At 62.8% G+C, this 13,761-nt stretch carries 11 protein-coding genes; 7 read left to right on the top strand and 4 right to left on the bottom strand.

The features are described from left to right. Window positions 1-118 precede the first annotated feature (118 nt). The 5 genes from NKH90_RS01885 to NKH90_RS01865 all read left to right on the top strand — a co-directional run bounded on the left by NKH90_RS01885 (window position 119) and on the right by NKH90_RS01865 (window position 8,660). Window positions 119-979 carry a DUF2497 domain-containing protein gene (locus NKH90_RS01885; RefSeq protein WP_352816850.1) on the top strand — a complete coding sequence of 287 codons (861 nt, stop codon included), beginning with the start codon at window positions 119-121 and terminating at the stop codon, window positions 977-979. Window positions 980-1,368: 389 nt separating this feature from the next. Continuing rightward, entirely contained in the window at window positions 1,369-4,152 is a 2,784-nt protein-coding gene (locus NKH90_RS01880; RefSeq protein ID WP_352816846.1) for a valine--tRNA ligase, read from the top strand. Window positions 4,153-4,612: 460 nt separating this feature from the next. Beyond that, window positions 4,613-5,833 carry an OmpP1/FadL family transporter gene (locus tag NKH90_RS01875; RefSeq protein ID WP_352500879.1) on the top strand — a complete coding sequence of 407 codons (1,221 nt, stop codon included), beginning with the start codon at window positions 4,613-4,615 and terminating at the stop codon, window positions 5,831-5,833. Window positions 5,834-6,112: 279 nt separating this feature from the next. Further along, entirely contained in the window at window positions 6,113-7,837 is a 1,725-nt protein-coding gene (gene ilvD, locus NKH90_RS01870; protein ID WP_352816843.1) for a dihydroxy-acid dehydratase, read from the top strand. After that, window positions 7,824-8,660: a tetratricopeptide repeat protein gene (locus NKH90_RS01865; RefSeq protein ID WP_023678939.1), complete on the top strand. Its 837-nt coding sequence runs from the start codon at window positions 7,824-7,826 to the stop codon at window positions 8,658-8,660. Before ilvD ends, NKH90_RS01865 begins: the two co-directional genes overlap by 14 nt. A gap of 24 nt (window positions 8,661-8,684) precedes the next feature. On the opposite strand, the gene NKH90_RS01860 is transcribed toward NKH90_RS01865, so the two are convergent. The 4 genes from NKH90_RS01860 to erpA all read right to left on the bottom strand — a co-directional run bounded on the left by NKH90_RS01860 (window position 8,685) and on the right by erpA (window position 10,644). Then, the gene (locus tag NKH90_RS01860; RefSeq protein ID WP_023678938.1) at window positions 8,685-9,002 is read right to left on the bottom strand and encodes a hypothetical protein; all 318 of its coding nucleotides are present in this window, start codon (window positions 9,000-9,002) and stop codon (window positions 8,685-8,687) included. A 77-nt stretch (window positions 9,003-9,079) separates the two neighbouring features. Further along, window positions 9,080-9,874 carry an exodeoxyribonuclease III gene (gene xth, locus NKH90_RS01855; RefSeq protein ID WP_023678937.1) on the bottom strand — a complete coding sequence of 265 codons (795 nt, stop codon included), beginning with the start codon at window positions 9,872-9,874 and terminating at the stop codon, window positions 9,080-9,082. Between the two features lie 30 nt (window positions 9,875-9,904). After that, on the bottom strand, window positions 9,905-10,294 hold the full coding sequence (locus NKH90_RS01850; RefSeq protein WP_352470415.1) for a VOC family protein: 390 nt from the start codon (window positions 10,292-10,294) through the stop codon (window positions 9,905-9,907). Between the two features lie 2 nt (window positions 10,295-10,296). Continuing rightward, window positions 10,297-10,644 carry an iron-sulfur cluster insertion protein ErpA gene (erpA, locus tag NKH90_RS01845; RefSeq protein ID WP_352539735.1) on the bottom strand — a complete coding sequence of 116 codons (348 nt, stop codon included), beginning with the start codon at window positions 10,642-10,644 and terminating at the stop codon, window positions 10,297-10,299. A gap of 73 nt (window positions 10,645-10,717) precedes the next feature. On the opposite strand from erpA, the gene NKH90_RS01840 reads away from it, so the two are divergent. After that, entirely contained in the window at window positions 10,718-11,932 is a 1,215-nt protein-coding gene (locus NKH90_RS01840) for a deoxyguanosinetriphosphate triphosphohydrolase (protein ID WP_352816838.1), read from the top strand. 61 nt (window positions 11,933-11,993) lie between these two features. Next, window positions 11,994-13,751 (top strand): arginine--tRNA ligase, encoded by a 1,758-nt coding sequence (argS, locus tag NKH90_RS01835; protein ID WP_352816836.1) that lies wholly within the window; start codon window positions 11,994-11,996, stop codon window positions 13,749-13,751. The last annotated feature ends 10 nt before the right edge of the window (window positions 13,752-13,761 follow it).

Below are 13,761 nucleotides of genomic sequence, written 5' to 3'. Positions count from 1 at the left end.
GTCGCCAGATTGGGGATTCTCGCAAGCCGTTCCGTCGGTTACGCTGTTGCCATGATTCGAATCCGGCATTGCCGGACAGGAAATCTGAGAACGAGTCACAAGGGCGGCGGATGTGACGATGGCGACGGCAAGCAGCGTACAGCGCGAACCTTCCATGGAAGAAATACTGGCTTCCATCAGAAGGATCATCGAGGACAGCGATACCGGCCGCAAGCAGCCGGGCGACGCGGACGAGCTGCGCCAGGATCTGCAACCGGCGCCGGCAGCCGGACGGGCAGCGGAGGGGGATGCGTTCCGCTCCGAACTGCGCGGCGGGCTGGAGATCGCCAAGCCGGCCACGCGCGCCGAGGTGCAGCCAACGGCCGCGCCGGTCATTGAGCCCCTGGAAACGCCGCTGCGCGCCGGCCCGGTAAAGGCAGCGGTTACGCCGGCTGAGGTGAACACCGCTCCCGCAAAGCCGGATCGGCCTGCGACAGCCAAGGCTGCCGAGACGACCGACACCATCATAGCCGATTGGCGGCGCGAGATCGCCGCGGTCGGCGACGCGATGGCCAAGCCGGAGCGCGCCGAGCCACTCCGGACGCCGGACGCCGAGCCGAAAGCCGAGGTTTTCGAGAACGAGGCGACTGCTGGACCTGTGCCGGAGCCTTCGGAAATTGGGCCGGAGCCTTCGGAAAGCGGCCCGGAACCTTCTAAAATCGGCCCGGAATCTTCTAGAATCGGATTGGCGCGTCCGGCGGCCAGCGAGGCGCCGTCCCTTCGGCCGGCGATCCTTTCGGAGCATGCGGGCCGGCAGGTTGCCGCCGCCTTCGGTGAACTTTCGGACGCGTTTGCCAGCCGCAGCAAGAAGACCTTCGACGAGATGGCCGAGGAGATGCTGCGGCCGATGCTGCAGGACTGGCTGGACAACAACCTTCCGACGCTGGTCGAGCGGCTGGTGCGCGAGGAAATCGAGCGCGTCGCGCGCGGCGCGCAGTAGCAATTCGGAGAGCCGCCAATGGGCGGCGCTCGACCGGCGAATTGTCGAAGTCGGCGCTGCCCCTCATCCGCCTGCCGGCACCTTCTCCCCGTATAGTGACGGGGAGAAGGGGTTGACCGCAATTTGGGGGCCTTTTCCGCAACGTTCGTGACTGGCGAAAGCTTCAGTGCAGGCGTTTTTCTCCCCGTCACTATACGGGGAGAAATGCCCGGCAGGGCAATGAGGGGCAGCGCAAACCTGAAGCGATTGCCTTGCAACATTCAGTCCCGCGAGTTGCACCGAACCATCCCGGCGCTATCTATTGGCCATGCCGCCCTTGCGGTTGACTTGGCAACAACCTTCCGATTTACACCGGACCACAAATTCCGGACAGCGCGGACCGTTTTCCCATGCTCGAAAAGACCTACGACGCCAAAGCCGTCGAGCCGAAGATTGCCAGGATCTGGGAAGAGGCCGACGCGTTTCGGGCCGGCGCCGGGGCCGAGGAGGGGGCTGAAGCCTTCACCATCGTCATCCCGCCGCCGAACGTCACCGGCTCGCTGCATATGGGCCACGCGCTCAATAACACGCTGCAGGACATTCTGGTGCGCTTCGAGCGCATGCGCGGCAAGAACGTCTTGTGGCAGCCGGGAATGGACCATGCCGGCATCGCCACGCAGATGGTGGTCGAGCGCCAGCTTATAGAAAAGCAGATTCACCGCCGCGACCTGACGCGCGATGAGTTCATCGACAAGGTGTGGGAGTGGAAGGCCGAGTCCGGCGGCGCGATCCTCAACCAGCTGAAGCGGCTCGGGGCCTCGGCCGACTGGAGCCGAGAGCGCTTCACCATGGACGAGGGCCTGTCCAAGGCCGTGCTCGAAGTGTTCGTGACGCTCTACAAGGAAGGGCTGATCTACAAGGACAAGCGCCTTGTGAACTGGGACCCGAAGCTGTTGACCGCCATCTCGGATCTCGAGGTCGAGCAGCAGGAAGTCAACGGCAACCTCTGGCACTTCCGCTATCCAGTCGAAGGCATGACCTTCGATCCGGAAAATCCGAGGACCTTCATTACCGTTGCGACGACCCGCCCGGAGACGATGCTGGGTGATACGGCTGTCGCCGTCCACCCCGACGACGAGCGTTTCCGGCATCTTGTCGGCAAGAACCTCATCCTGCCGATCGTCGGCCGCAGGATCCCGGTGGTGGCGGACGAGTATTCCGATCCCGAAAAAGGCAGTGGTGCGGTCAAGATCACGCCGGCGCATGACTTCAATGATTTCGAGGTCGGCAAGCGCCACCGGCTGCCGGCGGTCAACATCCTCACCGTCAATGCGGCGGTGAGCCTCAAGGACAATGAGGACTTTCTCGCCGGACTGGAAGTGACGCCCGAGCGCCAGGCCGTCTGGGACAGCCTCGACGGCCTCGACCGTTTCGATGCGCGCAGGAAGATCGTCGAGCTGATGCAGGCGGGCGGCTTTCTCGAAAAGGTCGAGCCGCATCGCCACACGGTGCCGCACGGCGACCGCGGCGGCGTGCCGATCGAGCCGTTTCTGACCGACCAGTGGTATGTCAATGCGGCGGAACTGGCCAAGCCGGCGATCGCGTCGGTGCGCGATGGCCGCACCAATTTCGTGCCCAAAAACTGGGAAAAGACCTATTTCGACTGGATGGAGAACATCCAGCCCTGGTGCATTTCGCGCCAGCTCTGGTGGGGCCACCAGATCCCGGCCTGGTACGGGCCGGACGGGCATGTCTTTGTCGAAAAGACCGAGGAAGAGGCGCTCGGTGCCGCCGTCGAATACTATCTGGCGCTGGAAGGGCCGTGGAAGGCCTGGGTCGAGGACAAGCTTGAGAATTTCCAGCCTGGCGAGATCCTGACCCGCGACGAGGACGTGCTCGATACATGGTTCTCGTCGGCGCTGTGGCCGTTCTCGACGCTTGGCTGGCCGGACCAGACGCCGGAGCTGAAGACCTATTACCCGACCGACGTGCTGGTGACCGGTTTCGACATCATCTTCTTCTGGGTCGCCCGCATGATGATGATGGGCCTGCATTTTATGGACCAGGAGCCGTTCCATACGGTCTATGTCCACGCGCTGGTTCGTGACAAGAACGGGCAGAAGATGTCGAAGTCGAAAGGCAACGTCATCGATCCGCTCGAGCTCATCGACGAATACGGCGCCGATGCGCTGCGCTTCACCTTGACTGTGATGGCAGCGCAAGGCCGCGATGTTAAGCTCGATCCGGCCCGCATTGCCGGTTATCGCAATTTCGGCACCAAGCTGTGGAACGCGACGCGCTTCGCCGAGATGAACGAAGTGGCGCGCGACGACGATTTCTGGCTGCAGGACGCCAAGCTGGCGGTCAACCGCTGGATCCTGACGGAGCTGACGCGAGCCGCGCGCGACATAACGGACGGCATCACCTCATACCGCTTCAACGAGGCGGCGGGTGCCGCCTACCGCTTCGTCTGGAACCAGTTCTGCGACTGGTACCTGGAACTGCTGAAGCCGGTGTTCATGGGCACCGACGAGGCCGCCAAGGCCGAGAGCAGGGCCTGCGTCGCCTTCGTGCTCGACGAGATCTACAAGCTGCTGCATCCGATGATGCCGTTCATGACCGAGGAACTGTGGGCCGAAACCGCCGGCGAGGGCAGGCAACGGCAATCGCTGCTTTGTCATGCGGCATGGCCGTCGCCCGACTTCGAGGACGAGGCGGCCGCCGCCGATATCAACTGGCTGATCGACCTTGTCTCCGGCATCCGCTCGGTGCGTTCGGAGATGAACGTGCCGCCGGCGGCTATCGCACCGCTCGTGGTGATCGGCGCCAACGACGCGACACACGAAAGGCTCGAGCGTCAGGGCTCGGCTATCAAGCGTCTGGCGCGGGTCGGCGACATCTCGCTCGCCGAGGCGCCACCCAGGGGATCCGCCCAGATCGTCGTCAACGAGGCGACGATCTGCCTGCCGCTCGGCAGCCTGATCGACCTTGCCGCCGAGGCAGCGCGCCTGCACAAGGAGCTTGCGAAGGTGACCGAGGAAATAGCGCGGCTCTACAAGAAGCTGTCCAACGAGAAATTCGTCGCCAACGCGCCGGAAGAGGTGGTGGAGGCCGAGCGTGAAAAACTCGCCGAATATCGCGAGGCGCAAGAGAAGCTTTCGGTGGCATTGGCGCGGGTGCGCGATGCCGGTTGATCGAATAGATTGGGCCGGTTGATCGAACAGATTGGGCCGGCTGATCAAACAAGTTGATCGAACAGATTGGGCCGGCTGATCAAACAAATTGGGCCTGCTGGCCGCAATAGATTCGCCGGTCACGAATCTGCCTTCCAGACAGGCCGCCTGCCACGAAAACGGGCATTCCGCAGCGTAAATCTTGAGGCAAACTGAATGTTTTTGCCCCATTGTTGCCGTAATGTAACAATGGCTAATTGGGCACGCAAAATGCCCTGTTTTGTAGTGATTTAGGGGTTTTTCCCGAGTTTTCTCGTCGATCTGTATTGTGGCGGCCATTTTCCCGCCTCGGTAAGAAGGCCGACACCTTGTCGGAAATGCGTTCAGCCAAGCTGTACATGTACGCACGGCGAATTCGTTGTTGCGCCGTTAACCTGAATTGGTTCTAGCTTGATGCAAGGATATTTCGGGGAGGAGATTCATGTGTTATTCGCGTCTGAAAGTGCTGCTGGGCGCGGGGGCTTTTTCGCTGGCTTTGGCTGGGACGGTGCAGGCCGGGGGCTTTGACCGGGGCGGCGTCAACATCGACCAGCTGTTCGACGCGGCGCCATATTCGTTCGACGCAGGCGTCACCTATGTTTCGCCACAGCGCAAACTCAAGAATGTGCAGCGCCTCGATGGCTCGGGTTTGTCGACATCGGCGGTGGACGTTGGTGGCGATTATGCGGTGCCGCATGTCGGCATCAAGGCCAACATCTTTGAGCCCGTAGACTGTCTTGCCACCTATACGAGACCGTATGGTGCGGACGCGAATTTCGGCATGAACAACGCCTATTCGCCGACAGCGGTCAAATACGCCGTCGACACAGACGATTTCGGTCTCACCTGCTCCTATAAGGTGAACGTCGGCAAGGGCTCCGTACGATTCATCGGCGGTGTCTCCTACCAGCAGGTAGACGCGTTTCTTTCCCGTCAGACACTGCTCGCCTTCGGCAATACCGGCCTCGGTGTCTTCAAGCTATCCGACGAGGCATGGGGTTGGCGTGCGGGCGCAGCCTATGAGATCCCCGAGATCGCTCTGCGCGCCAGCCTGATGTACTCTTCGAGCTACAAATATGACGGGCTGTCGGGAACCGTCGACACGACCGGCTTCAGGGGCGCCTTTCCAGCGGATCTGATTCCCGGCTCTACCGGCGTGTACCCAGTCTCGGCGTCGGCTGAGATACCTCAGGCTCTGGAATTCAAGCTGCAGAGCGGCATAGCTCCTGGCTGGCTGGCCTTTGGTTCCATCCGCTGGCAGGAGTGGAGCAAGCTTGGCGTCATTGCCATCAATGGCGTGCGCAGTCCGGTAACCGGTTTGCCCTCGCCCGTTTCATTCGACCTGCTTTATCGCGACGGCTGGACGGTCACGGGCGGTATCGGGCACAAGTTCACCGATCAATTGTCGGGCGTGGTTTCGCTGACCTGGGATCGCGGCACCTCGACGACCTCCGGCTATCAGTCGGATACCTGGGCCGTCGCCAGCGGCGTCTCCTATTCGCCGAACGACCAGGTCGAGGTCAGGCTCGGCGGCTCGATCGGTGTGCTGACGAGCGGGTCATCGACTTTCAGCGGTGTCGGCGACGTGGCAAATGCCGTTACCTACACCTACGGCAACGACCTGCTTCTCGCTGGTTCGGCTTCCGTCAAGATCAAGTTCTAACTATTGAATTTTAAACGACAAAACGGCCGGGCGCTGCCCGGCCGTTTTGTTCGGTGCGTCATCCGGCATTCGGCCAATGCAACAAATTGCCCCCATGATGTTCGCTCCGATAATTGTGACGTTTTGGCAACAGTTTCTGAACAACCCTCGCGTCGCCCGGCCGCCCGAGAACATTGCCTATTTCCCGCCATAAACCCGGCGCACCTCGAACCTGTCTCGGGACATGCGCCAAAAGGCTAGGCGAAGAGGCAGGCCGCACCGCCCGCGGCAAGGACGAGTATGGACGCCAGAGCGATCTCCAAGGCCAAGCTGCCGAGCCGCCACGTGACCGTTGGTCCCGAGCGGGCGCCGCATCGCTCCTACCTTTATGCAATGGGGCTGTCGGCGGCCGAGATCGCGCAGCCTCTGGTCGGTGTCGCCAGCTGCTGGAACGAGGCCGCGCCCTGCAACATCTCGCTGATGCGCCAGGCGCAAGTGGTCAAGAAGGGCGTGGCGGCCGCCAACGGCACGCCACGCGAATTCTGCACCATCACCGTCACCGACGGCATCGCCATGGGTCATCAGGGCATGAAGTCGTCGCTGGTGTCGCGCGAGGTCATCGCCGACTCGGTCGAGCTCACCATGCGCGGCCATTGCTACGATGCGCTGGTTGGATTGGCCGGTTGCGACAAGTCGCTGCCCGGCATGATGATGGCCATGGTGCGCCTCAACGTACCGTCGATCTTCATCTATGGCGGCTCGATACTGCCCGGCAGCTACCGTGGCCGGCAGATCACCGTGCAGGACGTGTTCGAGGCGGTCGGCCAGCATTCGGTCGGCACGATCGGCGACGCCGAGCTGCTCGAGATCGAGCAAGCCGCCTGTCCGTCGGCCGGCTCCTGCGGCGCCCAGTTCACCGCCAATACCATGGCCACCGTCGCTGAGGCGATCGGCCTGGCGCTGCCCTATTCCTGCGGCGCGCCGGCACCCTACGAGATGCGAGACCGCTTCAATTTCGCTTCCGGCGAAAAGATCATGGAGCTGATCGCAAGGAACATCCGCCCGCGCGACATCGTTACTATAGAAGCGTTGGAAAATGCCGCGACCGTGGTCTCGGCCACCGGCGGCTCGACCAACGCGGCGCTGCATCTGCCGGCGATCGCGCACGAGGCCGGGATAAAGTTCGATCTTTTCGACGTGGCCAAGATATTCGAGAAAACACCCTATATCGCCGACCTCAAGCCGGGCGGCAAATACGTCGCCAAGGACATGTTCGAGGCCGGCGGCATTCCGCTCTTGATGAAGACGCTGCTCGACCATGGCTATCTTCACGGCGATTGCCTGACGGTGACCGGCCGCACTTTGGCCGAAAATATGGAACATGTTTCCTGGAATGACAGCCAGGATGTGGTCCGTCCCGCCAATAGGCCGATTACCCAGACCGGCGGGGTCGTGGGCTTGAAGGGTAACCTTGCCCCCGAAGGCGCGATCGTGAAGGTCGCAGGCATGGCGGAACTCAAATTCTCGGGTCCGGCACGCTGCTTCGATTCGGAAGAGGAATGTTTCGAGGCTGTTACGCACCGTAACTATAGCGAAGGCGAGGTTCTCGTCATCCGTTACGAGGGTCCGCGCGGCGGCCCGGGCATGCGCGAAATGCTGTCGACGACGGCGGCTCTCTACGGCCAGGGCATGGGCGGCAAGGTAGCGCTCATCACCGACGGGCGTTTTTCGGGCGCAACGCGCGGTTTCTGCATCGGCCATGTCGGGCCGGAAGCGGCAGTGGGCGGCCCGATCGGGCTGCTTAGGGATGGCGACTTGATCTCGATCGATGCGGTGAACGGCACGATCGAGGTTGCATTGTCCAAGGCCGAACTGGCGGCGAGGGCAAAATCATGGAAGGCGCGCACGACCGACTATCAGTCGGGCGCGATCTGGAAATACGCACAGACGGTCGGACCTGCCCGCGACGGCGCGGTCACCCATCCCGGCGGTGCCAAAGAAACACACTGCTATGCGGACATCTGAGTTGTTGAGGTCGTCTGTCCTTTCGGCACTGGTTGCGCTCGCCACGTTTGGCGCGACCTTGGGCGCCGTCGGCCAGGCCATGGCCTTCGACGACAAGGTGTTCGACGACAAGACCGGCGTGAAGCCGCAGTCGAGCCCGTGGGCGGTGTTCCAGTTCGGCTTTTCCGCCTACAAGAACGGCCATAAGGAGCAGGCCGCGGAAGCCTATAAATATGCCGCAGAGAACGGCCAGATCGGCGCCACCTGGAAGCTTGCGCGCATGTATGCCGAAGGCGATGGCGTGGCGCGAGACGACTACGCGGCGTTCAAGTTCTTCAGCGAGATCGTCGACCAGGATGTCGAGCCCGGTTCGCCCGAGGAAAGCTATGTTTCGGACGCGCTGGTGGCGCTTGGCGACTATCTGAGGAAGGGCATTCCCGGCAGCCCCGTCGAGGAGAACGAGGTGGCGGCCCAGGAATATTACATGCGCGCCGCCGCCAACTACCGCAACCCGAACGCCCAGTTCGAGATGGGCCAGATGTTCCTCAAGGGTGAGGGCGGCGTCAAGGCCAGCGTCAAGCAGGCCGGACGCTGGTTCCAGCTGGCGGCCGAAAAGGGCCATGCGGGCGCGCAGGCGACGCTCGGCAACCTGCTTTTCCAAAGCGGCAAGATCGTGCGGGGGCTGGCGATGATGACCGCGGCGCTCGAACGGGCCTCACCCGCCGACCAGCCATGGATCCGCGGCATGCAGGAAGAAGCGTTTGCAGCCGCCGGCGAAGCCGACCGCCGCACCGCGATCTCGCTGGCCGACGACATCCTCACCAAGGGTGGCGGCGACCAATAGGTCGGCAGAATTTCCGTTTTTAGATCAATTGTCGGTCGGTTCCGCCGGCATGCCGCTGGGCGCCGGTGTTGAGATCGGCGTGCCCTGCAGATGTGGGGCCAGCGTGTTCTCCGGGCAGCCATCCCGCTGCTTTGTCCAGGATGTGTTGTTGAGCACCATCTCGCAACGGGCGAGGTAGCTTTGGCCGGCAAGCGTCAGGCAGGCGACCCGGCCGATCTGGAATGATTTGCCGTTAGCCAGGCACTCTGCATCGGCAAAAGCCGGCGTCGCCACCGCCATCGCAAGCGCGCAGCCGATCGGGCAGAGTGCAAATCGAGTAGTCATGGGAACCCCAGCCACCATGATGATTTCTCATTAAGCGCGCGATTTGTGGCGATAAGAGGTCAACTTATCAATGTGCCGCCGGACAGCAGCTCCGGTCAGGCCGGCTGCAGCGCCAGATCGATCGCCACCGGCACGTGGTCGGAGGGTTTTTCCCAGGCGCGCACCTGTTTTTCGATCGAAGCCGAGGAAAACCAGTTGGCGGCTTCGGGCGACAGAAGCAGGTGGTCAATGCGGATGCCGTTGTTCTTCTGCCAGGCGCCGGCCTGATAGTCCCAGAACGTAAAAATGTCCGGGGCGTCGGTGACGGCACGCACGGCTTCGGTGAAGCCGAGATTCTTCAGCCGCCGGAACGCTTGCCGCGTCGCGGGCTGGAACAGTGCATCGCTTAGCCAGTTTTCCGGATACTTCGCGTCGATCGGCTCGGGAATGACATTGTAGTCGCCGGCCAGGACCAGCGGCTCTTCCAGAGCAAGCCGCTCCTCGGCCCAGCGCTCAAGTCGCGCCATCCAGGAAAGCTTGTAGGAGAACTTCTTCTCGTCGTCGATCGGGTTGCCGTTCGGCAGATAGATCGAGGCAACGCGCAAGGCGCCCTTGTCGGTCGAGAACACGCCCTCGATGAAACGCGCCTGCTCGTCGGCATCGTCGCCCGGCAAACCGCGATTGACCTCGTCGAAACGCAGCTTCGACAGGATGGCGACGCCGTTGAAGCCTTTTTGGCCGTAAGTCTCGACATTGTAGCCGAGCGCCTCGATCTCGGCGCGGGGAAACTGCTCGTCGACCGTCTTGATCTCCTGCAGGCAGGCGATGTCGGGCGCGCTTTCCGTCAGCCAATGGGTCAAATTGCCGATGCGGGCGCGAACGCCGTTGATGTTCCAGGTGACGATTTTCATGACGGCCTCGATAGGCTGGTGGTCCGGAGACTAGCGATCCGGTGGATGACGTTCGACAAGGCCGATCGTATTGCCTGCCGGGTCCTTTAGGAAGGCCATCCATTCGCTTTCCCCCGCCTGGCCGAACAGGCCTTCGGTGTCGCGATGGACGAGCGCCGGCGGCGCGGTGAAGGGAACACCGGCGGCCCTTGCCGAAGCGTGGAACTCGTCGAGGCCCGATATGTCGAGATAGACGGTGCCGGCAGGCAGGCCGTCGGTGAAAAGCAGGCGCACGTCACCGGCCATGATAAAGGCGATGCCCGGCGGATCGAAACGCGCATGCAGGTTCATGCCGAGCACCTCGCGCCAGAACGCCAGCGTCGCATCGAGGTCGCGCCCGGCGGAAAGCGCGACCTGACGGACCGCGCCGATGTCGGGCATTTCTAGATCGAGAAGCTGGTGCCGCAGCCGCAGGAGGCGACCGCATTGGGGTTTCTGATCTGGAACGACTGGCCCATCAGATCGTCGACGAAATCGATCACCGAGCCGCCCATATAGACCAGCGACAGGTCGTCGATCAGCACGGTGGCGCCGTCCTTCTCGATGGCGACGTCGTCGTCATTGCGCCCATCGACCAGGTCGAACTTGTAGGAGAAGCCGGAACAGCCGCCGCCCTCGACCGAAACGCGCAGCGCCGTCTTGCCGGCTTCGCTCGCCACAATCTTGGCGATCCGCCTGGCGGCGGCGTCGGTCATCTCGACTTTCATGGCGGTCTTGGCATCAGCGCCCATGGGCGTCACCTTGCATTCGGTTTCGTATGATAGGTATGAAGCGCGACGGGGCAAGTCAACTGCGGCATACGCTATGACCAACGAGTTGGGCGACATCGGATTCGGCTATCGGCCGCGCGCGGCCTATGCCAGCGACCCGGCGAAGTCGCGCGGGCGGCTGTTCGACGAGGTGGAAAGCCCGACGCGCACGCCGTTCCAGCGCGACCGCGACCGCATCATCCATTCGACGGCGTTCCGCCGGCTGAAGCACAAGACGCAAGTGTTCGTCGCGCACGAAGGCGACCATTACCGCACGAGGCTGACGCATTCGATCGAGGTGGCGCAAATCGCACGCGCTCTGGCGCGGGCGCTGCGCGGCGACGAGGACCTGGCCGAGGCGGTGGCCCTGGTGCACGACTTCGGCCACACGCCCTTCGGCCATACCGGCGAGGACGCGCTGAACGACAAGATGGCCGCCTGGGGCGGCTTCGACCACAATGCACAGTCGCTGCGTGTGGTGACGCGGCTGGAGCGGCGCTATGCCGAGTTCGATGGGCTGAACCTCACCTGGGAAACGCTGGAGGGGCTGGTCAAGCACAATGGCCCGCTGACCGATGCCAAGGGCAAAGGGCTGAAGGGGCCGGTGCCGCAGGCGATCCGCGACTATTCCGAACTGCACGACCTCGAGCTCGACCGCTTCGCCGGTATCGAGGCGCAGTGCGCGGCGATTGCCGACGACATTGCCTACAACACCCACGACATCGATGACGGCTTGAGGGCAGGGCTGTTGACGCTGGATATGCTGGAGGGCGTCTCGCTGCCGGGGTCGATCCTCAAGGGCGTGCGTCAGCGCTATCCGGCGCTCGATGACGTACGCACCGGCCACGAGCTGATGCGCCGGCAGATCACTATCATGGTCGAGGACGTGATCGTCTCGACGACAGCCAATCTGGCGCGCATCAAGCCCGGCAGCGCCGAAGCGGTGAGGGCGGCCGGCGAGCCGATGGTGAGCTTCTCCGCCGAGACGGCCGTATCGGAAAAGGAGCTGAAGGCGTTTCTCTACAAGCACCTCTACCGGCATGCGGAGGTCATGCGGGTGCGCGCCGATGCCGACCAGATCGTCAGGGACCTGTTCGACGTCTATTTCGCCGATCCGCGCGCCATGCCGGATGGCTGGCGCGAAGGGCTCGACCGGGCAGAGGACCGCGTCAAGGCGCGCAGTGTTGCCGATTTCCTGGCCGGCATGACGGACACTTATGCGCTCAAGGAACACAGGCGTTTGTTTGACCATACGCCGGATTTGAGCTAGGGCGGGCGCGATTTTGCCGGCCAACGCGCCGGATCCATGCAAAACCGTCAGAGCCATAGCAATGAACATCTTCGCCGATTTCAACGCGCGAATCATAAAGGCCGTCGAAGCGCTTGATTTGAAAGACAAGGATGGCGCGTCGCCGGACCTGTCGCGCATCGCCGTCGAGCCGCCGCGCGATGCCAGCCATGGCGACCTCGCGACCAACGCTGCCATGGTGTTGGCCAAGCCGACCGGCCAGAGCCCGCGTGCGCTGGCCGAAAGGCTGGCCGAGGCGCTGCGCGCCGACGAGGATATCGCGGCCGCCGAGATCGCCGGTCCGGGCTTCGTCAATCTCAGGCTCAAGGACGGTTTCTGGCAGGCGCATCTGACGGCGCTGCTCGGCGAAGGCCGCAACTACGGCCGCTCGACTATCGGCGGCGGCAAGAAAACCAATGTCGAATATGTCTCGGCCAACCCGACCGGCCCGATGCATGTCGGCCATTGCCGGGGTGCTGTGGTCGGCGACGCGCTGGCCAATCTGATGGCCTTCGCCGGTTACGACGTGACCAAGGAATACGTCATCAACGATGCCGGTTCGCAGATCGACGTGCTCGGACGCTCAGTCATGCTGCGCTACCGCGAAGCGCTCGGCGATGAGATCGGCGACATTCCGGCCGGGCTTTATCCAGGCGACTATCTGATCCCCGTTGGTCAGGCGCTGGCCAGCGAATTCGGCCGCTCCCTGCTGCAGATGCCGGACGAGGAGGCGCTTGCCATCGTCAAGGACAGGACGATCGATGCGATGATGGCGATGATCCGTGAGGATCTGGCGCTGCTCAACGTGCATCACGACGTCTTCTTCTCCGAGCGGACGCTGCATGCGAACAACGCCCGCAAGATACGCTCGGCGATCAGCGACCTGACGCTGAAGGGTCACATCTACAAGGGCAAGCTGCCGCCGCCCAAGGGCGAGAAACCGGATGACTGGGAGGACCGCGAGCAGACGCTGTTCCGCTCGACCGCGGTCGGCGACGACATGGACCGGGCGCTGGTCAAGTCGGACGGCACCTTCACCTATTTCGCCGCCGATGTCGCATACCTCAAGGACAAGGTCGATCGCGGCTTCGTCGATCTGATCTATGTGCTTGGCGCCGATCACGGCGGCTACGTGAAGCGGCTGGAAGCGCTTGCCCGGGCGATTGCCGGCGACGAGGTCAAGCTTACCGTGCTGCTTTGCCAGCTGGTGAGGCTGTTTCGCGCCGGCGAGCCGGTACGTATGTCGAAGCGGTCGGGCGAGTTCGTGACCTTGCGCGAAGTGGTGGAGGAGGTCGGCCGCGACCCGATCCGCTTCATGATGCTCTACCGCAAGAACGACGCGCCGCTCGACTTCGACTTCGCCAAGGTAACCGAGCAGTCGAAGGACAATCCGGTGTTCTACGTGCAGTATGCCTCGGCGCGCTGCCATTCGGTATTCCGGCAGGCGAGCGAGCAATTGGGCGAGGCCATATTCGACCGCAACCAGCTGGCCGCCGAAGTGGCTTTGCTGACCGATGAGGGGGAGATCGGCCTGATCAGGAAGCTCGCCGAATATCCTCGGCTGATCGAAGCCGCGGCGCTCGCGCTCGAGCCCCACCGGCTGGCATTTTACCTCTACGAACTCGCTTCCAGCTTCCACGGACACTGGAACCGGGGCACCGATAATCCCGACTTACGTTTTGTTAAGGTTAACGACCGACAATTGACGCATGCCAGACTAGGGCTGGTGCAGGCTGTTTCGGACGTTTTGACGTCCGGCCTGACGCTGATCGGAGCCAATGCGCCCACCGAAATGCGTTAGGTTTGAGTAA

The sequence above is a fragment of the Mesorhizobium sp. M0898 genome, from assembly GCF_040319695.1.
GTDB lineage: Bacteria > Pseudomonadota > Alphaproteobacteria > Rhizobiales > Rhizobiaceae > Mesorhizobium.
The sequence above is the reverse complement of the archived record's forward strand: the minus strand, read 5'-3'. Positions and strand labels throughout refer to the sequence as shown.